The sequence below is a fragment of the Streptomyces sp. NPDC056296 genome, assembly GCF_042268605.1.
Taxonomy (GTDB): domain Bacteria; phylum Actinomycetota; class Actinomycetes; order Streptomycetales; family Streptomycetaceae; genus Streptomyces.
Window position 1 is genome coordinate 49,179 of the sequence record NZ_JBHJRX010000007.1, and the last position, 24,832, is coordinate 74,010.

General features: G+C 72.9%; 3 protein-coding genes. 2 read left to right on the forward strand and 1 reads right to left on the reverse strand.

Translation table 11 applies throughout. From position 1 onward, the window contains the following. Positions 1–67 precede the first annotated feature (67 nt). Positions 68–10,894 (forward strand): SDR family NAD(P)-dependent oxidoreductase, encoded by a 10,827-nt coding sequence (locus tag ACFCZF_RS07025; RefSeq protein ID WP_376670784.1) that lies wholly within the window; start codon positions 68–70, stop codon positions 10,892–10,894. 110 nt (positions 10,895–11,004) lie between these two features. Continuing rightward, entirely contained in the window at positions 11,005–21,549 is a 10,545-nt protein-coding gene (locus tag ACFCZF_RS07030; protein ID WP_376670785.1) for an SDR family NAD(P)-dependent oxidoreductase, read from the forward strand. A gap of 62 nt (positions 21,550–21,611) precedes the next feature. Here the strand turns inward: ACFCZF_RS07030 and ACFCZF_RS07035 are convergent, their stop codons facing one another. Beyond that, complete coding sequence (locus ACFCZF_RS07035) at positions 21,612–24,338, reverse strand: AAA family ATPase (RefSeq protein WP_376670786.1); 2,727 nt, start codon at positions 24,336–24,338, stop codon at positions 21,612–21,614. Positions 24,339–24,832: the final 494 nt, after the last annotated feature.

Sequence of the window (24,832 nt, forward strand, 5' to 3'; positions counted from 1 at the left end):
GTCGAGGGGTGTCAATACGGTGAGTAAAAAGTGGCAAACGGTGTCGGTCGAAAGTGGAGAGGCGTGGATGAACGGGCCCGGATCCGAAACAGCCCTGGCGCGACTGCTTGCCACGGCCGTGCCGTCGCAAGCGCGCAGACTGGTGACGGAGCTGGTGCGCACCGCCGTCGCGGAGGCGATCGAGGCGGCCCGCCCCGGCACCACCCACACACTGGACCCTTCTGTACCACTGGCCGAACAAGGGCTGGACTCACTCGCGGCGGTGGACCTGCACCGTCGTCTGACCGCGCGCACCGGACTCGACCTTCCGGTCGGCCTCGCGTACGACTGCCCCACCGTGCACGCCCTGACCGACCGGTTGCTGGGCGGAGGAGCGACCGCCGGCGACGACGTTCCGTCCGGGCCGGCGGGTGACGGCCCGGACGACGACCCCGTGGCGATCGTCGGCATCGGCTGCCGCTTCCCCGGGGGGATCGGGACACCGGACGACCTGTGGCAGCTGCTCACCGACGGCGGCGAGGTGCTGTCGGGCTTTCCCCGGGACCGGGGCTGGGACCTGAAGGGACTCTTTCACGAAGACCCCGAGGTACCGGGCAGCAGCTACGCCCGCGCCGGCGGCTTCCTTGACACGGCCACCGAATTCGACGCCGACTTCTTCGGTATCAGCCCGCGCGAGGCACTCGCCATGGACCCGCAGCAGCGGCTGGTACTGGAGACCTCGTGGCTGGCGCTGGAGGACGCGGGCATCGACCCCACGGCTCTGCGTCGTACCCAGACCGGCATGTACTTCGGGGCCGAGGTACAGGAGTACGGGCCGCGGTTGCACGACGCGCCGGACGGACTCGACGCCCATCTGCTGGCGGGCAACGCCGCCAGTGTCATATCCGGTCGCGTCGCCTACGTCCTGGGCACCGAGGGGCCGGCGGTCACCGTGGACACGGCGTGTTCCGCGTCGCTGGTCGCGGTCCACCTGGCGTGCCGCTCGCTGCGGCAGGGTGAGTCGTCACTGGCGCTGGCCGGCGGGGTGGCGGTCATGGGCGGTCCCGGTGTCTTCACCGCGTTCAGCAGGCAGCGCGGTCTGTCGCCGGACGGCCGCTGCAAGGCGTTCGCCGCGTCCGCCGACGGTACGGGCTTCGCCGAGGGCGTCGGCGTTCTCGTCCTGGAGCGGCTCTCGGAGGCCCGCCGCAACGGCCACCGGGTGCTGGCCCTGGTGCGGGCATCCGCGGTCAATCAGGACGGCGCCTCCAACGGCCTCACCGCCCCCAACGGCGCCTCTCAGCAACGCCTGATACGCCGGGCACTGGCCGAGGCCGCGCTCACCGCCGCCGACATAGACGTGATCGAGGCGCACGGCACGGGAACCCGTCTCGGAGACCCCATCGAGGCGACCGCGCTGCTGGCCACCTACGGGCAGGGCCGCGATCCGGCCCAGCCCCTGCTGCTGGGTTCGGTCAAGTCCAACCTGGGGCACACCCAGGCGGCCGCGGGCGTGGCCGGCGTGATCAAGTCGGTCCTCGCCATGCGGCACGGCCACGTGCCCGCGACCCTGCACGTCGACACGCCCACGCCGCACGTCGACTGGTCCTCGCGAACCGTCGAACTGGTCACCGAGCCCAGGCCGTGGCCCGACACCGGACGCCCGCGCCGGGCCGGGGTGTCGTCGTTCGGCGTGAGCGGCACCAACGCGCACATCATCCTCGAACAGCCCGACCCCGAGGACCACGCCGAGCGTCCGGACGCCCTCACGCCCACCGCCGACGTTCCCGCGTCCCCCGCCCCGGCCCCGCCCGCCCCGCTCCTCTTCCCGCTCACCGCACGCGGTGACGCCGCCCTGCGGGCACGCGCCGCCGATCTGCTGCCGCTCGTGGACACCACGGAACCCGCGGACCTCGCGCACTCCCTGGCCACCACCCGCGCCACCCTCCCGCACCGGGCCGTGCTCGTCGCCGCCGACCGTGCCGAGCTGCGCGACGCCCTCACCGCCGTGGCCTCGGGGGCCACCCCCGTGACCGGGCCGGCGGGAGGCGAACTCGGTTACCTCTTCACGGGGCAGGGCAGCCAGCGCGCCCGGATGGGCCGGGAACTCGCCGCCGCCGAACCTGCGTTCGCCACCGCTCTCGACGAGATCTGCGCCCACTTCGACCTCCAGCTGCCCCGGCCCCTCAAGAGCGTCCTCTTCGCCGAGCCGGGCACCCCCGAGGCGGAGCTGCTGCATCACACCGAATACGCGCAGCCCGCGCTGTTCGCCGTCGAAGTCGCCCTCCACCGGCTCCTGAACAGCTGGGGCATGACACCCGACCACCTCGCGGGACACTCCGTCGGGGAGATCGCCGCCGCCCACGTCGCCGGTGTTCTCACCCTGCAGGACGCCACGATCCTCGTCGCCGCACGCGGTCGCCTCATGCAGCGACTTCCCGAGGGCGGCGCCATGATCGCCGTCCGCGCGGCCGAGGACGAGGTCGCCGCGCTGCTCACCCCGCTGACCGGCATCGCGGCGGTCAACGGCCCCGCCTCCGTCGTGGTCTCCGGCGACCGCGACGAGGTCGAGCGCATCGCCGGGCAACTGGCCGCGCGCGGACACGACACCAAGCACCTGCGGGTCAGCCACGCCTTCCACTCACCTCTGATGGACCCGATGCTGGTCGAGTTCCGCAGGGTCGCGCGGGTGCTGGACTACGCGGAGCCCACGCTGCCCGTGGTCTCCACCGTCACCGGCGACCTCGTCGGCCGTGAACTGTGCGACCCCGAGTACTGGGTCGAACACGTCCGGGCCCCTGTCCGCTTCCACGACGCGGTCCGCCGGCTGGCCGACATCGGGGCGCGCACCTTCGTGGAGCTCGGCCCCGACGCGGTGCTGGCGGCGATGGGCCCGGACTGCACAGACGCGCCCGGCGCCGCCTTCGTGCCGACACTGCGGCGCGAGCGTCCCGAGCCACGCGAGGCCGCCGCCGCACTCGCGACGGCGCACGCGCGCGGCGTCCCCGTCGACTGGTCACGCCACTTCGCCGGTGTGGACACCCGCCGGGTCGAGCTGCCCGGCTACCCGTTCCAGCGCCGCCGCTTCTGGCTGGAGCCGGGCACCCCCACCGACGCGACCGCTCTGGGCCAGGTCGCCGCCGGACACCCCCTGCTGGCGGCCGTGGTGGCGGTCGGCGCCGAGGGCGTCGTCCTCACCGGCCGCCTCTCCACCCGCACCCACCCGTGGCTCGCCGACCACGTCATCTCGGGCCGGGTCATGGTGCCCGGTACCGCCTTCGTCGAACTCGCCCTGCGAGCCGGCGACCACGTCGGCACCACCGTCCTGGAGGAACTCACCCTCGGCGTCCCGCTGGTGCTCGCACCGGACGAGGACACCGCCGTCCAGGTCGCCGTGGGGGAGCCCGACGACGCCAACCGCCGCAGCGTCACCGTCCACTCCCGTGTCGCCGACGACGCTCCCTGGACGCAGCACGCGGCCGGAGTGCTCGCCGACGTCCCCGCCTCCGCGATCGCCGACGGGCCGGGGGCCTGGCCGCCGCCGGACGCCGAGCCGCTGGACGTGTCGCGGGCCTACGCGGACCTCGCCGACCAGGGATATGCCTACGGCCCCGTGTTCCAAGGTCTGCGCGCCGCCTGGCGCGACCGCGACCACGTCTACGCCGAGGTGGCGCTGCCCGAGGACACCGCCGCCGACGCCGGGCGCTTCGGACTCCACCCGGCGCTGCTGGACGCCGCGCTGCACGCCGCCGACATCGGCGCCCCGCCGCGCTCCGAGGTTCTGCTGCCCTTCGCCTGGACCGGTGTCCGCCTGCACGCCACCGGCGCTTCCGCCCTGCGAGTACGGATCAGCCGTACCGGCGGTGACACTCTCGCCCTGCATCTCGCCGACGTCACCGGAACGCCGGTCGCCGACATCGACGCCATGACGTCCGTGCCCGTACCGGACGGCGATGTCCTGTACGCGGTGCGGTGGTCGCCGTATCCCCGGCCGACGGCCACCGCACCGCTGCGCACCGCCGTTCTGGACGCCGGGGTCGACGCCTCGACCGACGCCTCGACCGACAACTTGCCCGACGGCCCGGCCGGCGACGCCCTGGCACATGCCGTGGACGCGCTGTTCGACGGACGTGCCCCCGATGCCGTGATGCACCGCCCGCCAGGCTCCCCGAGCGCGGACGCCGACGACGCGCGGGCGCGCGTCCTGCAGGTCCTGCGTCTGCTGCACATCTGGCAGTCCGACGAACGGTCGGCCGGGACCCCTCTCGTCGTCGTCACCGCGCCCGCCGACCCCGCCGGTGCGGCCGTGCGTGGGCTCGTCCGCTCGGCCCAGGCGGAGAACCCGGGCCGTTACGTACTCGTCGAGCACGACACTCTGCCCACCGAGGCGGAACTGCGCCAGGTGCTCACCACGGGAGAGCCGGAACTCTCCCTGGACGAGGGCCGGTTCAGTGTGCCCCGGTTGATGGCCGAGCCGCAGGCCGAACCCCGGTCCGCCGCCGACTGGGGAACCGTCCTGATCACCGGGGGCACCGGTGGGATCGGTGCCCTGCTCGCCCGCCATCTGGTGCGCGCCCACGGCGTACGCCGACTGGTGCTCGTCGGCCGCCGCGGTCACGCGCCCGAACTGGACGCCGAACTGACCGCGCTGGGCGCCGAGGTCACCGTCGAGGCCCGCGACATCGGCGACCGGGAGGCGCTGCGCACTCTCCTGGCCCGGCACCCCGTCGACTCCGTCGTGCACGCCGGGGGCACGGTACGCGACGGCATCGTGGAGAGCCTCACCGACGACATGGTGGACGAGGTCTTCCACGCCAAGGCGACGGGCGCCTGGAACCTGCACGAACTGACCCTTGGACGCGAGCTGTCCCACTTCGTAATGTTCTCCTCGCTCGCCGCCGTCCTCGACGGCCCCGGCCAGGGAAACTACGCCGCGGCCAACGCCTACCTGGACGCCCTCGCGGCGCACCGCGCCGCCCTGGGACTGCCCGCCACCGCCCTCGCCTGGAGTCTGTGGGACACCGGTACCGGCATGGGCGCCGCGCTGGACGCCGCCGCACGGGAACGTGTGGCCGCGGCCGGCATACCGGGGCTCTCCGCCGACCACTCTCTGCGCCTCTTCGACGCGGCCGTCCGCTCGGCCGCACCTCACCTTGTGCCGGTCGAGATCGACGCCACCGCCGTGCGCCGCCGGTCCGACGGCATTCCGCCACTGCTCCAAGCCCTCGTCCGCCCGGTCACCCGCCGCACCGCCACCTCTGCCGCGTCCAACGCTTTGTCCCAGCAGGACGCGGGATGGTCGGGCCTCGCCGTCGCCGACCGGGAACGCGCTCTGCTGGAGTTGGTGAGGAGCGAGGTGGCCGCAGTACTGCGGCACGACACCCCGTCCGCCATCGACCCGACGCGTGCGTTCACCGAACTCGGCTTCGACTCCCTGGCCGCCGTGGAACTGCGCAACCGCCTCAACACGGCCACCGGGCTGCGACTGCCCGCCACACTCGTCTTCGACCACCCCACCTCGCGCGCCCTCGCCGACCACATACGCGCGGGTCTCTTCGGATCCGCGGAGCCGACCGCCGAACCGGCGCCGGTCCGCCCGGCCGACGAGGACGATCCGATCGTCATCGTCGGCATGGGCTGCCGCTACCCCGGCGGCGTACGCTCCCCCGAGGACCTGTGGCGCCTGGTCGCGGAGGGCGTCGACGCGGTCGGCGACTTCCCCTCCGACCGGGGCTGGGACACCGAGCACCTCTACGACCCCGAGCCCGGCACACCCGGCCGCACCTACACCCGAGAGGGAGCCTTCCTCTACGAGGCGGCTGACTTCGACGCCGGCTTCTTCGGCATCGGACCGCGCGAGGCCACCGCCATGGACCCGCAGCAGCGCCTGCTCCTGGAGGTCTCCTGGGAGGCACTGGAGCGCTCCGCCATCGACCCGGCCGCGCTACGCGGCTCGCGCACCGGTGTCTTCGCGGGCGTCATGTACCACGACTACGGCACCTGGCTGACCGACGTTCCCGACGAGCTCGCCGCCTATCTCGGCAACGGCAGCCTCGGCAGCGTCGTCTCCGGCCGCGTCGCCTACGCCCTGGGGCTGGAGGGGCCGGCCGTCACCGTCGACACCGCCTGCTCCTCCTCGCTGGTCACCCTGCACCTGGCCGCTCAGGCACTCCGGCAGCGCGAGTGCGACCTCGCCCTGGTCGGCGGCGTCACCGTCATGTCGACCCCGGACACCTTCGTCGACTTCGCCCGGCAACGCGGACTGGCAGCCGACGGCCGCTGCAAGTCCTTCGCCGCCGCAGCCGACGGCACGGGCTGGGGCGAGGGCGTCGGCATGCTGGTGGTCGAACGTCTCTCCGATGCTCTGCGGGCCGGGCACCGGGTCCTCGCCACCGTACGCGGCTCGGCAGTCAACTCCGACGGCGCCTCCAACGGCCTGACCGCCCCGAACGGCCCCTCCCAGCAACGCGTCATCCACGCCGCCCTGGCCGCCGCCGGGCTCACCACCGCCGACGTCGACGCCGTCGAGGCACATGGCACCGGAACCACGCTCGGCGACCCGATCGAGGCCCAGGCCCTGCTGGCCACCTACGGGCAGCGGCAGCCCGACGACGAACCGCTGTGGCTCGGCTCGATCAAGTCGAACATGGGACACACGCAGGCCGCGGCCGGTGTCGCCGGTGTCATCAAGATGGTGATGGCGATGCGGCACGGCCGGCTGCCGCGCACCCTGCACGTCGACGCGCCCTCGCATCAGGTCGACTGGACGGCGGGCGCGGTCCGGCTCCTCGCCGACGAGCGCACCTGGCCGGCGGCTCCGGACCGTCCACGCCGCGCCGGCGTTTCCTCATTCGGTATCAGCGGCACCAACGCCCACGTCATCCTGGAGGAGTTCGCGCAGGCCGAGCCGGAGACCGGAACGCCGGATCCGGCGGGTGCTCCGCCCCTGTTCGCTCTGCCGGTCTCCGCCCGCTCGCCCGAGGCACTGCGCGGGCAGGCGACCCGCCTGCGAGAACTGTCCGGCGCAACGCCCCAGGATCTCGGCTTCGCCCTGGCCACCACCCGTGGCGCCCATCCGCACCGCGCCGTCGTCCTCGCCGCCGACGCGCAGCGGGCCGACGCAGCGCTGGACGCCCTCGCCCGCGGCCACGAGGCCCCAGGGCTCGTCATCACAGGAGAGGCTACCGACGGCACCCTCGCCTACCTGTTCTCCGGGCAGGGCGCCCAGCGCCCCGGCATGGGCCGTGACTGGTACGACACCTACCCCGTCTACGCGGAGCACTTCGACCGCGTCGCCGGCCTCTTCGACAAGCACCTGGAACGACCGCTCGCCGAAGTGGTCCTCGGCGACCACCCAGACGTGCTGGAGCGCACCGCCTACACCCAGGCAGCGCTCTTCACCACCCAGGTCGCCCTCTACCGGCTGCTGGAGTCCTTCGGGCTCAGGCCGGCGTGGCTCGCCGGTCACTCCGTCGGCGAGTTCGCCGCCGCACACGTCGCCGGCGTGTGGTCACTGGCCGACGCCGTCACAGCCGTGGCGGCGCGAGGCCGGCTCATGCAGGCCCTGCCGTCGGGCGGCGCGATGATCGCCGTACAGGCTACGGAGGAGGAGGTCGCACCGCTGCTGGACGAGCGGTGCGGCATCGCCGCCGTCAACGGGCCGCGCGCCGTGGTCGTCTCCGGCGACGAGGACGCCGTCGCCGCCGTCGCCGCGCACTTCACCACCACCCGGCGCCTGAACGTCTCGCACGCCTTCCACTCACCGCGCATGGAGCCGATGCTCGACGAGTTCCACCAGATCATGGCGGACGTCGAGACCGCGGAACCGGCCCTGCCGATCGTCTCCACCCTCACCGGCGTGCAGGCGACGGCGTCCGAACTCGGCTCCGCCGACTACTGGGTGCGGCACGTCCGCGGGACGGTCCGCTTCGCCGACGCGGTCGAGACGCTGGCCGCGCAGGGAGTGGACACCTTCCTCGAACTGGGCGCCACGCCCGCGCTGACGGCCATGGGACCCGACTGCCTGCCCGACGCGGAGGGGGCCGCCTTCATCCCCACGGGCCGCAAGGACACCGCGCAGATCCCGGGCCTGCTCACCGCGCTGGCCGCCGTGCACACCCGCGGCTCGGACGTCGACTGGTCGGTGTGCTACGGCAGTTACGCCGGCCGACCCACCGACCTGCCCACCTACGCCTTCGAACACCGCCGCTACTGGCTGCCCACGGCGGCCCCGAGGGGCGATGCCGCAGGCCACGGTCTCGCGACCCTCGACCATCCGATCGTCAGCGCGCGTCTGGATCTCCCGGGCGACGCGGGGCACCTGCTCACCGGACGGATCTCCACCGCGACGCACCCGGTGCTCACCCAGCACGCCGTGTTCGGCACGGTGCTCTTGCCGGGGGCCGCCCTGGTCGACCTGGCCCTGTACGCAGGCCGGCTGACCGGCCGCCCGGCCCTGGAGGAACTCACTCTCCAAGCCCCCCTGGCCATACCCGAGGACCGCGCCGTACGCCTCCAGGTCCTCGCCCGGCCCGACGGCACGGTGGAGATCCACTCCAAGACCGAGGACGCCCCCGAGGACGAGAGCTGGACCCGGAACGCCATCGGGACGCTCACCGCCTCCGTCATCGCTGCGCCCGCCCCGGCAGGCACCTGGCCGCCGCCGGGTTCCAAGCCACTCGACATCGGCGCTCTCTATCCTCGGCTCCACGACCAGGGCTACGACTATGGTCCCCTCCACCGCGGCGTACGGGCCGCCTGGCAGCACGGCGACACCGTCCTCGCCGAGCTCGAACTGCCCGCCGACGCCCGGCAGGACGTCGCCCGCCACACCCTGCATCCCGCGTTGCTGGACTCAGCCCTGCACGCCACGTCACTGGCCGACGGCGAGCCCGGCGAGGACGGCGCGACGGGCACCGTCGACCTGCCGTTCTCCTGGTCCGCGGTCGCCGTGCACGCGCCGGCCTCCCTGACCGCCCGGGTGCGGGTCACCCGGGGGGAGGAGGGCACCCGCCTCGACCTGACCGACACCGACGGCAGGCCTCTCGCCACCGTCGAGTCCTACGTCACCCGGCCCGTCGCCGCCGACCGGCTCACCGGACGGCGGCGCTCCCTGTACGTGGTCGACAGCGAACCGCTCCCGGAGGCGGCCGGGCGCCCCGACCGCCTCACCTGGGCCGTGCTCGGCCCCGAGGACCTCGGGCTCCGAGCGCGCGCCTACCCCGACCTCACCGCGATCACCCACCCGGAGCCCGACGTCGTCATCCTCCCGGTGAACGCCCCCCGCACCGATGACGATCAGGTGCTCGCCACCGTGCGTGCCGCGGTCAACACGACCCTGGCAACCGTCCAGGAATGGCTCCGTGACGAGCGCTGGGCCGGGTCGACGCTGGTGGTGCTCACTGGAGACACCCTCGCCCACTCCGCCGTGCACGGCCTGGTGCGGGCCGCCCAGGCCGAGGATCCCGGCCGCATCGTGCTCGTGCGACCGAACGGAGCAAAGGCCGCGGTGCCCGATCGCGCCGCACTCGCGGCCGTTCTCGACTCCGGGGAGCCGGAGGTCCTGTGGCGGGACGGCCGGGCCCATGCCCTACGCCTGGTACGCGCCGGTGAGGCGACGCTCCCGGACGCCGGCCGCCCCTGGGGAACCGTCCTCATCACCGGCGGCACCGGCGAACTCGGCTCCCTGCTCGCCCGGCACCTCGTCACACGGCACGGCGTCACCCGCCTGGTCCTCGCCGGGCGCCGCGGCCCCGACGCGCCCGGTGCCCCGGAACTGGGCCGGGACCTGGCCGCTCTGGGCGCCCACGCCGACATCGTCGCCTGCGACGTCGCGGACCGTGCGGCGCTCGCCGAACTGCTCGCCGCCCACCCCGTCGACAGTGTCGTGCACACAGCGGGCGTCCTGGACGACGGCACGGTTGCCTCGCTCAACCCCGAGCGCGTCGACACCGTGCTGCGGCCCAAGGCGGACGCCGCCTGGCACCTCCATCAGCTCACCCTCGCACGCGAGCTGTCCCACTTCGTGCTGTTCTCCTCCGCCGCAGGCACCATCGACGCCTCCGGCCAGGGAAACTACGCCGCAGCCAACGTCTTCCTGGACGCCCTGGCCGCCCACCGTCACGCCCGCGGCCTGCCGGCCACCTCCCTCGCCTGGGGCCTGTGGGACGGCGCGGGCATGGGCGCGGGCCTCGACGACGGCGACGTGCGCCGCGTCGCCCGCTCCGGCATCGGAGCATTCGACCCGGACGAGGGACTGGAACTCTTCGACGCCGCGCTGGTCTCCGACCACCCCGCCCTGGTCCCTGTCCGGCTGGACACCACCGCGCTGCGCCGCCGCGGTGAAGACGTGCCGACGGTACTGCGCACCCTGGCGGGTATCACCGCCGGAGGCGGCCAGAACCACCACACCCGCACCCTCGGCGAGCAGCTGGCCGGGCTGCCCGCGGCCGACCACGAGCACACCGTACTCACCGCGGTGCGCACCGAGGTGGCCACCGTCCTGGGCCATGACGGCCCCTCGGCCGTCGAGCCTCGTCGCGCCTTCACCGAACTGGGCTTCGACTCACTCGCGGCCGTGGAACTGCGCAACCGGCTGAACGCGATCAGCGGCCTGCGCCTCCCGTCCACCCTCGTCTTCGACTACGCCACGCCCATGGCCCTCGCGGGCCACCTGCTCGAACGGCTCGCACCCGCCACAGGTCCGGACATCGTCGACGCGTCGGCCGACGACGAGGTGAGCGCCCTCATCTCCAGAATCCCCGTCGCCCGGATCCGCGACGCCGGGATCCTCGACGAACTGCTCAAACTGACCGAGCCCGTGTCCGCCACGACAGCCTCCGAGCAGGTCATGGACATCAAATCCATGGCCGTCGCCGACCTCGTGCGGGCGGCCATGAACCGCAGCAGTCCCGAATGACCTCGCCCGGTGCCGGACGACGAGTCGCGTCCGGCACCGTCCGCCGCCACTACCGGGGCACCCCCATCACCTCATCAGCGCCGCCGAGTCAGCAGGGAGCGACACCGACCGTGGACACATCCGTCGAGCAGATCGTCGAGGCGCTGCGCGAGGCATTGCTCGAGAACGAGCGGCTGCGCCGGCACAACGACCGGATCACCGAGGCGGCGCACGAACCCGTCGCCGTCGTCGCCATGAGCTGCCGCTATCCCGGCGGCGTCAGCACGCCCGAACAGCTCTGGCACCTCGTCGACGCCGGCGTGGACGCCGTGGGCGACTTCCCCGAGGACCGTGACTGGGACACCGACGCCATCTACGACCCCGACCCCGACGCTCCCGGCCGCACACACGTACGCGAGGGCGGGTTCCTCTACGACGCCCCGCAGTTCGATCCGGGCTTCTTCGGTATCAGCCCGCGTGAGGCCGTCGCCATGGACCCGCAGCAGCGTCTGCTGCTGGAGACCGCGTGGGAGGCGTGCGAGCGGGCGGGCATCGACCCGCACACCCTGCGCGGCAGCCGCACCGGCATCTACGCGGGTGTCATGTATCACGACTACGGCAGCTGGCTCACCGAGGTGCCGGAGGGCGTCGAGGGCTACCTGGGCAACGGCAACCTCGGCAGCGTCGCCTCCGGCCGCGTCTCCTACACGCTCGGCCTGGAGGGGCCCGCCGTCACCATCGACACCGCCTGCTCCTCCTCGTTGGTCGCCCTCCACCTGGCCGTGCAGGCCCTGCGCACCGGTGAGTGCACCCTCGCCCTGGCCGGCGGGGTGACCGTGATGTCCACCCCTGACACCTTCATCGACTTCTCCCGGCAGCGGGGTCTCGCCCAGGACGGTCGCTGCAAATCCTTCGCGGAGGGCGCGGACGGAACGGGCTGGGGCGAGGGCGCCGGCCTCCTGCTCCTTGAACGGCTGAGCGACGCCCGCCGCAACGGTCACCGCGTGCTGGCCGTCGTGCGCGGTACCGCCGTGAACCAGGACGGCGCGTCCAACGGTTTGACCGCCCCCAACGGGCCCTCCCAACAGCGCGTCATCCACGCCGCGCTCGCCGACGCCGGCCTGGAGCCCAGGCAGGTGCAGGCCGTGGAGGCCCACGGCACCGGCACCCCGCTCGGCGACCCGATCGAAGCCCAGGCGCTGCTGGCCGCCTATGGCCAAGACCGCGGGGAGCCCCTGTGGCTGGGCTCGGTGAAGTCCAACATCGGGCATACCCAGGCCGCCGCCGGTGTCGCAGGCGTCATCAAGATGGTGATGGCCATGCGACACGGCCGGCTCCCCATGACCCTGCACGCCGAACGGCCCACCACTCAGGTCGACTGGGAGTCCGGTGCCGTCGAACTGCTCGGCGAGCCGCGCGACTGGCCCGCCACCGACGAGCCCCGCCGAGCCGCCGTGTCCTCCTTCGGCATCAGCGGCACGAACGCCCACGTCATCATGGAGGAGGCGGCACCCGACCCCGAGGCGCGCACCGACGCCCCGGTCTGGGACCGGCCGCTGCCGCTGGTGCTGTCCGCCCGCGACGACGCCGCACTGTCCGCACAGGCCCGCCGCATCCTGGAACACCTGGAACACGCGGAACTTCTGGAATCCGGCACCGAGCCCGGGCCCGACGTCGCCCACACGCTGGCCACCACCCGCGCTGCCCTGGACCGCCGGGCCGTCGCCGTCGCCTCCGACCTGCCCGCACTCACCGCCCACCTCACCGCTCTGGCCGAGGGCGGCCCGGCCGCCCTCCTGACCCACGGCGCACCGGCCGCGGAGTCCCGGGTGGCGTTCGTCTTCCCCGGCCAGGGCTCCCAGTGGGCCGGCATGGCGGCCGACCTGCTCGACAGCTCACCGGTGTTCGCCGCCACCATGGCCGACTGCGCCGAGGCTCTCGCTCCCTTCACCGACTGGGACCTGGTCGACACCCTCCGGGCCCGCCGACCACTGGAGCGGGTGGACGTCGTCCAGCCCGCCCTGTGGGCCATCATGGTGTCCCTGGCGGCGGTATGGCGCGCACACGGTGTGCACCCTGCCGCCGTCATCGGCCACTCCCAGGGGGAGATCGCCGCAGCCTGCGTGGCGGGTGCGCTGACCCTGTCCGACGGAGCCCGCGTGGTGGCCCTGCGCAGTCGGGCCATCGCCGAGGGCCTGTCCGGCCGCGGCGGCATGATGTCGGTGGCGCTGCCGGAGTCCCGGGCACGCGAACTCGCCACCGCCTACGACGGACGGGTCGCCGTGGCCGCGGTCAACGGCACGTCCTCGGTCGTGCTCTCCGGGGACGCCGACGCCCTCGACGCCCTGCGCGAAACCGTCGTGGCCGACGGCGGACGCGCCAAGCGGCTGCCGGTGGACTACGCCTCGCACAGCGCCCACGTCGAGTCGCTGCGTGAGCGCCTGCACGCGGACCTCAAGGACGTACGCGCCCGCGCGGCCGACGTGCCATTCTACTCCACCGTCACCGGCGGCCTGCTGGACACCACCACGCTGGACGCCGGCTACTGGTACACCAACCTGCGGCAGAGCGTGCTCTTCGAGCCTGCCACCCGGTCCCTGTTGAACGCCGGCTACGGCGTGTTCGTCGAATGCAGCCCTCATCCGGTGCTGCTGAACAGCGTCGAGGAGACCGCCGAGGCGGCCGACACGACCATCACCGGCGTGGGCTCCCTGCGCCGGGACGACGGAGGCGCCGACCGGCTGCTCACCTCGTTGGGCGAGGCGTTCGTGGCGGGCCTCCCGGTCGACTGGTCGGAGGCCTTCTCGGGGATACCGGTCCGGGCCGCCGACCTGCCCACGTACCCCTTCCAACGGGAGCGCTACTGGCTCGGCCGGTCCGCCGCCACCGGTGACCTGACCGCCGCGGGCCTGGAGAGTGCGGGTCACCCCTTGCTGGGTGCGGCCGTGCCGGTCGCGGAGGGCGGCACCCTGTTCACGGGCCGTCTCTCCACGACCACCACGCCCTGGCTCCTCGACCACGCCGTCTCCGGCACCACCCTGCTGCCCGGCACCGCGCTGGTGGAGCTGGCGCTGAGCGCCGGTCACGGACTCGGTTGCGGGCACGTCGGTGAACTCACCCTGCACGCGCCTGTGGTGGTGCCCGAGCGGGGTGCCATTCAGCTCCAACTGCTCGTGGCCGCCACCGACGAGGCCGGGCACCGTGCGGTGACCGTTCACTCCCGCTCCGAAGGCGCGGACGACGACAGCTGGACATTGCACGCTTCGGGGCTGCTCGCCCCGCAGACCACCGTCCCCGACTTCGACCTCGCGGCCTGGCCGCCGCGGGGAGCCGAGCCCGTCCCGACGGACGAGGCCTACGCCGAACTGTCCGGCCTCGGCTACGACTACGGGCCCGTCTTCCAGGGCCTGCGCGCGGCCTGGCGGCGCGGAGACGAGACGTACGCCGAGGTGGAACTGCCGGCCGAAGCAGAAGACTTCGCCCTCCATCCGGCGCTGTTCGACGCCGCCCTGCACGCCGACGGCCTGGTGGCGGACGGCGAGTCCACGGCTCGGCTGCCGTTCGTCTTCACGGGTGTGTCGCTGTACGCGGCCGGGGCCACCGCCCTGCGCGTGCGCATCCGAGGAGGCGACACACTGTCGCTGGAGCTGGCCGATCCCACCGGCACTCCGGTGGCGGCCGTCCAGGCCCTGGTCTCCCGGCCCGTCGACCCGGGCACACTGGGCTCGCGGGGTGGGGGAGAGGACCTGTACCGCTTGGACTGGCCGGTGCTGCCCGTCCCGGAGAGCTCCACTCCCGAGCACGCCGTACTGGACGAACGGGGCGTGCACACTCTGGACACAGTCCCGGCCTGGGTGGTTCTGCCCATCACGGGGGGCGACGATCCGCTGCGCGGGGTGCGCGCGCAGACCGAGCGGGTGCTGGCCGTCGTTCAGGAGTGGCTGGCGGACGACCGTACGGAAGAGGCGCGGCTGGTCGTGCTCACCCAGGGCGCGATCGCCACCGACGGGGAGGATGTCACCGACCTGCCGGGCGGAGCCGTCTGGGGTCTGGTCCGCGCAGCCCAGCGCGAGCACCCCGGGCGCTTCGTCCTCGTGGACGCCGCCCCGGACGGAGCGGACACCGACCGGATCGCCGCCGCGGTGCGAGCCGCCGCGGGCAGCGGCGAACCGGAACTGGCCCTGCGCGACGGCGCCGTCCACACGCCCCGCCTGACGCACGCATCGGCCAGGGGAACGGCCGCCTCGTTCGACCCCGACGGCACGGTGCTGATCACCGGCGGCACCGGTGTGCTCGGTGCCGTGGTCGCCCGGCACCTGGCCACCGAGCACGGCGTGGGCCGCCTGGTCCTCGCCGGGCGCAGCGGTGTCGCGGCGGACGACTTCGACGACCTCCGGGCGCAGGGTACGGAGGTGGTCGTCGCCCGCTGCGACGCCGCCGATCGCGAGGACCTGGCCGCGCTGCTGGCGCAGACACCCGACGCACACCCCCTGACCGCGGTCATCCATCTCGCCGGGGTCCTGGACGACGGTCTGGTCACCGACCAGACACCCGAGCGCCTGGACGCCGTCCTGCGTCCCAAGGCGGACGCCGCGTGGAACCTGCACGAACTGACCGGCGGCCTCGAGCTCGCGGCCTTCGTGCTCTTCTCGTCGGCCGCGGGCACCGTCGACGGCGCGGGCCAGTCCGGGTACGCCGCCGCCAACGCATTCCTCGACGCCCTGGCCGGTCACCGTGCCGCACAGGGCCTGCCGGCGCTCTCCCTCGCCTGGGGCTTCTGGGAACAGCGCACCGGCATGACCGCGCACCTCACGGACGCCGAGGTGGAGCGCATGGCACGCGCCGGTGTCCGTCCGCTGCCCACAGTGGAGGCGCTGCGTCTGCTGGACGCCGCACTCGCCACCGACGCGTCGTTCCTGCTGCCCGTCGGCCTGGACCGGCGGGCCCTGCGAGGCAGCGACGGCCTTCCCCCGGTCCTGCGCGGCCTCGTGCCCACGCCCGCCCGGCGCACGGCCGCGACCCGCGCCACCGTCTCCTCCGTCACCGACCGGCTGGCCGCCCTGAACCCCGGTGAACGGGACACCGCCCTGATGGAGCTGGTGCGCACGAACGTCGCGGCCGTCCTCGGACACGACGCCGACATGACGCTGGACCCGCGTCGCTCCTTCCGCGAGGCCGGCTTCGACTCGTTGACGGCCGTCGAACTGCGCAATCGTCTCGGCACCGCCGTGGGCCTGCGCCTTCCCGCGACCCTCGTCTTCGACCATCCGGACGCCGACGCCCTGGTGAGGTACCTGCGGGCGGAGCTCTTCGGACCGGACGCCGAGGAGACCGCGACAGCCGCGGCGACGACGTCCACGGTCGTCCAGCAGACGGACGAGCCCGTGGCCATCGTCGGCATGGCGTGCCGCTACCCGGGCGGTGTCCGCACGCCCGAGGACTTCTGGCGCCTGCTCGCCGACGGCCGCGAGGGCATCGGCGACTTCCCCGACGACCGGGGCTGGGACCTCGACGGCCTCTACGACCCCGAACCCGGCAAGCCCGGCCACTGCAGTACCCGCGCGGGCGGATTCCTCTACGACGCCGCCGACTTCGACCACGACTTCTTCGGTATCGGTCCCCGCGAAGCCCTCGCCATGGACCCGCAGCAGCGGCTGCTGCTGGAGATCTCCTGGGAGGCGCTGGAACGCGCCGGAATCGACCCGCACGCCGTACGCGGCACCCGCGCGGGAGTCTTCGCCGGCATCATGTACCACGACTACGGCAGCCGGCTGCGCGACGTCCCCGAGGCCGTCCGTGACTACCTCGGGAACGGAAGCCTGGGCAGCGTCGCCTCGGGCCGGGTCGCCTACACCCTGGGGCTGGAAGGGCCCACGCTCAGCGTGGACACGGCGTGCTCGTCGTCCCTGGTGGCCCTGCACCTCGCCGCGCAGGCGCTGCGTCAGGGGGAGTGCACGCTCGCGCTGGCGGGCGGAGTGTCCGTCATGTCGACCCCCGACACCTTCGTGGACTTCAGCAGGCAGCGCAATCTCGCCGCGGACGGCCGCGCCAAGTCCTTCGCGGACGGGGCGGACGGCACGGCGCTGTCGGAGGGCGCCGGAATGCTGGTGTTGGAGCGGTTGTCGGATGCGCGTCGGTTGGGGCATCGGGTGTTGGCGGTGGTGCGGGGTTCGGCGGTGAATCAGGATGGTGCGTCGAATGGGTTGACGGCGCCGAATGGTCCGTCGCAGCGGCGGGTGATTGGTCAGGCGTTGGCGGCTGCGGGGGTGTTGGCGTCTGAGGTGGATGTGGTGGAGGGGCATGGTACGGGGACGGCGTTGGGTGATCCGATTGAGGCGCAGGCGTTGTTGGGGGTGTATGGGCAGGGGCGTGGGGTGCCGTTGTGGTTGGGGTCGGTGAAGTCGAATGTGGGGCATACGCAGGCGGCTGCGGGTGTGGCGGGTGTGATGAAGATGGTGTTGGCGTTGGGGGAGGGGTGGTTGCCGCGGACGTTGCATGTGGGGGTGGGGTCGCGGAAGGTGGACTGGGGTGTGGGGCGGGTGGAGTTGTTGTCTCAGGGGCGGTCGTGGGTGCGGGGTGAGCGGGTGCGTCGGGCGGGGGTGTCGTCGTTCGGGATCAGTGGGACGAACGCGCACGTGATTCTGGAGGAGGCACCGGCCGACGACATCGACACCGACCCTCAGCACGGACCAGATGATTCAGGTCCTGTGCTGCCCCTCGTCCTCTCCGCAGCCACCCCGCAGGCGCTGGCCGCCCAGGCCGAGCGGCTGCGTACGGTGGCCGACCGGCGGATCACCGACCTCGCCCACTCCCTGCTCACCGGGCGCGCCGCCCTCACTCACCGGGCCGCCGTCGTCGCCCGCGACCAGGACGAACTCCTCGCCGCGCTGTCCACGCTGTCCGAAGGCGGCACCGCCGAGAGCGTCGTACGGGGCCGGCCGGTAGCCGGCCGCACTGCGTTCCTGTTCAGCGGGCAGGGCGCTCAGCTCCCCGGGATGGGGCGCGGCCTGTACGACGCCCATCCCGTTTTCCGGCATGCCATGGACGAGGTGTGCGCGGCGCTGGACGCCCACCTCGACCGCCCGCTGCGCGAGGTGATGTGGGCGCAGCCCGGCACCGACGACGCGAAGTCGCTCGACGACACCCTCTACACGCAGAGCGCCCTCTTCGCCGTCGAGACCGCTCTGTACCGGCTGCTGACCGCCTGCGGCCTCCGCCCGGACCGGCTCGCCGGGCACTCCGTCGGAGAGCTCACGGCAGCCCACGTGGCCGGCGTCTGGGACCTCGCCGACGCGGCCCGCCTGGTGACCGCCCGCGGCCGTCTCATGCGGGGCCTGCCCGCCGGAGGGGCCATGCTCGCGCTGGACGCGACGGAGGACGAGGTGCTGCCTCACCTCGGGCCCGACGTGTCCCTGGCAGCCGTCAACGGCCCGACGGCCGTGGTCGTCTCCGGCGCAGGGGCCGCGGTGGACGCCGTCGCCGCGGCCTTCCCAGGACGTCGACGCAAGGCCCTGCGGGTCAGCCACGCCTTCCACTCGCCGCTGATGGACCCCATGCTGGCCGAGTTCGAGAAGACGGCCCGCGAACTGCGGTACAGCCCGCCCACCCTCTCCGTGATCTCCAACGTCACCGGCACGCACGCCACGGAGGACGACCTGTGCTCGCCCGAGTACTGGGTGCGGCACGTCCGCGAGACGGTCCGGTTCGGCGACGCGGTCCGGACCCTGGAGACGGACGGCGTGCGCACCTTCCTCGAACTGGGTCCCGACGCGGTCCTGACCGCCATGGGCGCACACGCCGTCACCGACTCGGAGCGGTCGGCGTTCGTACCGGTGCTGCGCCGGGGCCGCGACGAGCAGGTGACCTTCGCCGCCCTCCTCGGCACCGCCCATGTCCGCGGCCTGAGCGTCGACTTCGGCCGGCTCATCGTCGGCACCGGCGTGAGCCGCGTCGACCTGCCGACCTACCCGTTCCAGCGGCAACGACTGTGGCTGACGGACGGCCCGGGCGCGGCCACCGACGCCGGCGCGCTGGGCCAGTCACCGGTCCGGCACCCCCTGCTCGGCGCCGCCCTCGGGCTGGCGGGTGCGGACACCGTCGCGCTCACGGGCCGGCTCTCCCTGGCCACCCACCCGTGGCTCGCCGACCACGCCGTCGCGGGAGTCGTCCTGGTCCCCGGCAGTGCCTTCGTGGAACTCGCCCTGGAGGCCGGGACCCACGCCCAGTGCCCGCACGTCGAGGAACTCACCCTGGAGCGGCCCCTGGTGCTGCCCCGCCACGGCTTCGTCCAGCTCCAGGTGGCTGTCGCGGGGCCCGATCCCGCCGGGCGCAGGCGGCTGACGCTGCATGCCCGCGTCGAGGGCACGGACGCGTGGACACAGCACGCGGCCGGCGTCCTCGCACCGCGGACCCCGCTCGAACCGGCACCGCTGACGGCCTGGCCACCGGCCGGCGCCGTCCCCGTCGACGTGAGCGGCACCTACGACGACCTCGCGGCACAGGGCTACGACTACGGTCCGTTGTTCCGCTGCCTGACCGCCGCATGGCGCGTCGGCGACCAGGTCTGCGCCGAACTCGTACTGCCGCGCGAGGACGCGGCCGACGGGTACGGACTGCACCCCGCGTTGCTCGACTCGGCCCTGCACACCATCACCCTGCTCGACGGCCAGGATCCGACGGTCATGACACTCCCCTTCGCCTGGGAGGGCGTCACCCTGTACGCCACCGGGGCCACGACCGTGCGGCTGCGACTGGCTCCGCAGGGCGCCGACCACATGACCGTGAGCCTGCACGACGCCACCGGCGCACCGGTCGCCCAGGCCGCGTCGCTGCGCCTGCGCCAGGTCTCGGCCGAGCAGCTGAACGCCGCCTCGTCCGAACCCGGCGACCTGTTCGCGCTGCGCTGGAAGCCCCTGCCCGTGTCCGCGGACGGCCCAGTGCACGAGATTCACACCCTGACGATGGAGAGCGATCCGGCGGAGGATCTGCCCGTACGCGCGCGTCAGACGGCCGTGCGGGCTCTCACCGAGCTGCAGAAGCACCTCGCCGGCCCGCCCGACGCGGCTCCGTTGGTGATCGTCACCCGATCCGCGGTCACCGTCGGAGCCGACGGGCCGCCGGATCCGGCCCAGGCCGTGATCTGGGGGCTGGTGCGATCCGCCGCGGTCGAGCACCCCGGCCGCTTCGTCCTGGCCGACACCGACGACGATCCCGCCTCCGCAGCTCTCCTGCCCGCCGCCGTCGCGACCGGCGCACCGGAGCTGGCTCTGCGCGGCGGCGTGGTCCACACCCCGGAACTCGCGCGGACCGACGGATCGGGCAACGCGTCCGGGATCCCGTTCGACCCGGATGGCACCGTCCTCATCACCGGCGGCACCGGCAGCCTCGGCCGCCGACTCGCCCGGCACCTGGCCGAACGCCACGGCGCCCGCCACCTGCTCCTGGTCGGACGCACCGGACGGACCCGGGAACCGGAGCGGGACGACGACTCCATCGCTCCCGGCGCCCAGGTGACGATCGCCGCCTGCGACACCACGGACCGGGCCGCGTTGGCCGAACTCCTGGCCACCGTCCCGAAGGCGCATCCGCTCACCGCCGTCGTGCACGCGGCCGGTGTCCTGGACGACGGGCTGCTCACCGACCTCACCGCGGCCCGCACGGGGGACGTGATGCGCCCGAAGACCGACGCGGCGTGGAATCTGCACGAACTGACCCGTGACCAGCGCCTGGACGCCTTCGTGCTCTTCTCCTCCGCCGCTGCCACCCTGGGGGCGGCCGGGCAGGCCAACTACGCGGCGGGCAACGCCTTCATGGACGCTCTCGCGGAGCTGCGGACGACCGAGGGCCTGCCCGCCCTGTCACTGGGCTGGGGCCTGTGGGACACCGGCGAGGGCATGGCGGCCGGCCTCGACGAGACCGGGATGCGCCGGCTGGCCCGTGACGGCATCCTTCCGCTGTCCGTCGACCGCGCACTGTCCTTGTTCGACCGGGCGATGAACACGGACGGTCCGCTCCTGCTTCCGGTACGCGTGCAGGTCACCGACGAAGCTCCCGCACTGGTCCGGGCCCTTGCAGGCGCACCGGCCCGTCGTGTGGCGGGCGCCGCCGGTCCCTCGCCCAAGACCGAGGAGTCGCTGCTTCGTCGGCTGTCCCGGATCGGAGCCGCCGACGGCCGACAGCTGCTGGTGGCCACGGTGTGCCGCCACGTGGCCGATGTCCTCGGGCACGGATCCGGCACCGTCATCGACGCCGAACGCTCCCTCGGGGACCTCGGCGTGGACTCGCTCGCCGCTCTGGAGCTGCGCAACCGGCTCGCCGACGAGACCGGGCTTCGGCTGTCGAGCACGCTCACCTTCGACTACCCCACCTCCGACGCCCTCGCGCAGCACCTGTTCGACGAACTGGGAGGAGGCGCTGTCGACGAGGACCTCGTGGACATCGAGGCCGAGGTGGTGCGTCTGGAGGAGATACTGAGCGCCGCCCTGGAGTCCGCTGGGCTCGACGAGGAGCGGCATGCCCGGGTCGCGGCCCGTCTGCGGGTCCTCAACGCCCGCTGGGACGGCTCGGCGCAGTGGCAGACCGACGAGAAGCATGCCGCCGGCGACAAGGGGCTGGAATCGGCCACGGCCGATGAGCTGTTCGGCATCCTCGACGGCGAACTGGGCACTTTCGACTGAGTCCGCCGTAGGAACGCCGCCCGGCGAGAGCACTGGACGCCGGGCGGCGTTCGTCGTGGGGTTCAGCCCGCCGTGGAGTGTGTGGCGGCCCAGTGGTCGGACAGCTTGGGAATGCGCTGTTCGAGCACCTTCGACGGCAGGTCGGACCGGCTCGCCACGTTGAGCTTGCGGTAGACCCGGGTGAGGTGCTGTTCCACCGTGCTGATCGTGACGTGCAGCCGGCCGCTGATCTCCCGGTTCGTGTAGCCCAGGGCCGCCAGCCCGGCGACCCGGCACTCCGCGTCGCTGAGGATGGCGGGACCGCTCCCGTCCTCGGATCCCTCGGACTGCGCGGGATCCTCCAGCAGGTGTGCGTCCACCGGTGACTCGACGTGGCACGTCCGCGCCTCCTCGGCCGCCTGGCGGGCGATGAGCCGGGCGCGGGAGTACTGCCCCAGTTCGAAGTAGGCGGCGGACAGGTCGGCGTAGGCCTGGGCCAGCGTGTGGTGGTCGCCGCAGCGCGTGAGGAGGTCGACCGCCTCACGCAGCAGTGAGGCCCTGCGGTGCGGCTTGCTGGTGGCAGCCAGCCGGCACAACGCCATCGCCCTGGCCCGGGAACTGTGCCCGCCCGGCAGGCGCAGCTGCTCCTCGGCCCACTCCCGGGCCGTCCGGGTCTTGCCGATCCGCAGGTTGGCCAACGCGAGGTCGGACCGCCAGGGAATGCCCTTCTGCAGGCTGGAGTTGCCGCTCCGCATCAGCCGGCTGCATGTCTCGAAATCGTTCAGGGCGGCGAAGGGCTGGTCGGCGACGAGGTAGTAGTGTCCTCGGGCCCGCAGGTACTGGATGCCGAAGACCGTGCCGAACATGCGCTCCGGAACGTCCCGGTTGAGCAGCGTATCGACCTCGTGGTGGGAGCCCATGGCGGTGTGCGCGAAGATCGCTGTGGACAGCGGGAGCCCGACGAGTACCCCCCAGCTCCGTTCGTGCAGGCTGCCGAGTGCCGAGCTGGCCGCCTCGGCTGCCGTGGCCATGTCACCCCGGAGCAGCGCGATCTCCGCCCGCACGCTGCCGAGCAGCGCCTGCCACGTCGTGGCCCGGCGTTCCACCGCGCGCTTCAACAGCGTGTCGCAGGCCGCGGCGGCGGTCGCGGGCCGGTCGGCGTGAGCGATCGCGAGCAGGGCCATCGCGACCAGCTCCAGGTTGAGATGGTCGAGTTGATGGCCCTGGAGGGCTTGGGCGACCGCCGCGGCGGACTCGTCCGTGGCGGTGCCGCCGACCAGGACGGCCAGGTGGGCGGCGAGCGCGCCGCGCCCGTCCGTGGAAGTGAGCCGACGCGGATCCGTGCCGGCCGACTGCGCGCTTCTGGCGGGCAGCGCGATGCCGTAGAACCACTGCCGTACGAACTCGACTTCGGTGAGGAGGCGGGTGTCACCCGGGGAGCGTGCGGGGACCAGCGTCGCCACGGCCTCCGCGGCCAGTTCGGTGTCGCCCTTCCAGAGCATGTGCCGTAACACGGTGGCGGTGTCGCGCATGCTCAGTTCACCGTCCAGCGCCGCTTGGCGCAGCGGTTCCAGATGGGCCCCGGCCGCGGCCGGGTTGGTGCGCCACTGCGCCCTGGCGAGCGTGGCCGACAGTGCGTTGCGCTGACCCTCGTCGGTGCAGTCGTGCAGCAGCAGGTGCAGATAACCGCTGCACAACTCCACGTCGTCCGCCGCCAGTGCCTGCTCGGCGGCGGCTCGTAGGACGTCCGGCCCCCATGGGCGAGGGATCCGCCCCGATGCGCGCACGTGACGGCCGATGTCGTCGGCGGGGGCGCCGCCGCGGTACAGCAGGTCGGCGATGCGGCCGTGCAGCTCTGCCCGCGCGTCGGGGTCCATGTCCTCGATCACCGCGGTCACGGCGGTCGGGTGCCGGAAGGCGTGACCGTTCAGCAATCCGACCGAGTTGAGGGCTTCCACGGCCTGCTCCGCACCAATGGGCGTAGTGTCGGCGAGTTCGGCGATCTGGACGATCGACGCGTGGACCGAGAGAGCGGCGAGGGTACGGATCACACGCACCTGACTCGGCTCGCCGCGGCGAACGAGGGAGAGCACCGCCTGCCGGTAGCCGACGCTGCCGGCCGGACGGTCGATCTCCGAGCTGAGGCGCGTGCTGTCGTCCAGCAGGGCGTGGAGCAACAGAGGGCTGCCCCCGCTCGCCCGGTGGAAGGCTCGACAGACCTCGGCCGAACCGGGAGCGTTCGTCTGAGCGGCGATCAGTTCACCCACGCCTCGCTCCGACAGTGGAGCGAGGCGGGCCCGGTAGTGCGGCTGGCGAATCAACTCGGTGTAGGCGGCCGAGCGTGCGGTGTCGAGCTGGCCGCATGTGGCGCACACCACGAGCACCGGTCGGAAGCGGCTCGCCCGGAGGAGGGCGACGACGGCCTGCAACGAGTCCGTGTCCATGAACTGGGCGTCGTCCACGGCCAGTACCAGGGGGCGCTCGTCCTCGACGAACGGCAGGAGCGCTTCTGTCGTCTCCCGCGCTCCCACCTTCTGTTGCCCGGTGTCGGGTGTCGTACGGAGCGCCTCGCCGTTGTGCGACAGCTGTCGCACCAGACTCATCGGCCGGTCCCGCTCGGTCTGGAGTGCCGTGCCCTGCAGTACGCGTGCTCCCACTATGGCCGAGCCGGCCAGGAATTCGTGCAGGAGTTGCGTCTTCCCCGCGCCGGGTCCGCCTGTGATGATCACCAGCCGGCCGTTTCCGCGAGCGCACTCGGTATAGGCTTCGTTAAGTGTAAGCAATTCTTTGGAACGGTCGAAAAGGCGCATGGTGGTAATTTCCCCTTGTGTCCAATGACGCCCACAGGTATGCACCGGTCTGGGTGGCTTCTTTTGCCGTTCGGGACCGACTCGGGTCCCCCCGTTTACTATTCTTTTGCGACGCGTTGACTTTCGCCGAATGGGCGCAGCGTAATTCTGTTCGCGTTCGGTCGGAAATTGTGAATTGAATGAATCGTAGCAGGCAGGTGGGGCTTTAAGGTTGCCACAAAGTGAAGATCGTCTCGATCGGGCGGCCGGGAGCCGTGGTCGGAGAATTTACTGGCAAGTAAAGAATGAGAACGGACCGCACCCGGCGTGAATCCGGTCACATATCCCGCTTCCGATGCCCGTTCGGGCGTGCCGTGGCCCCCCACATGGTTTGTCCCGCCCCCACCCCGCCTCCTGGGGGCCGTAGGGGTACCAGGCCCTGTCGCACGCTGCCTAGCCTCCGTGAACGGAGAGGGAAGCGGACCGGGATCCCGTCCGGAGACAGTCCGCGTGAC

Excerpts from the sequence above, each read along its gene's own strand:
- ACFCZF_RS07025 (WP_376670784.1), top strand. The coding sequence starts at position 68 with ATGAACGGGCCCGGATCCGAAACAGCCCTGGCGCGACTGCTTGCCACG.
- ACFCZF_RS07035 (WP_376670786.1), bottom strand. The coding sequence starts at position 24,338 with ATGCGCCTTTTCGACCGTTCCAAAGAATTGCTTACACTTAACGAAGCC.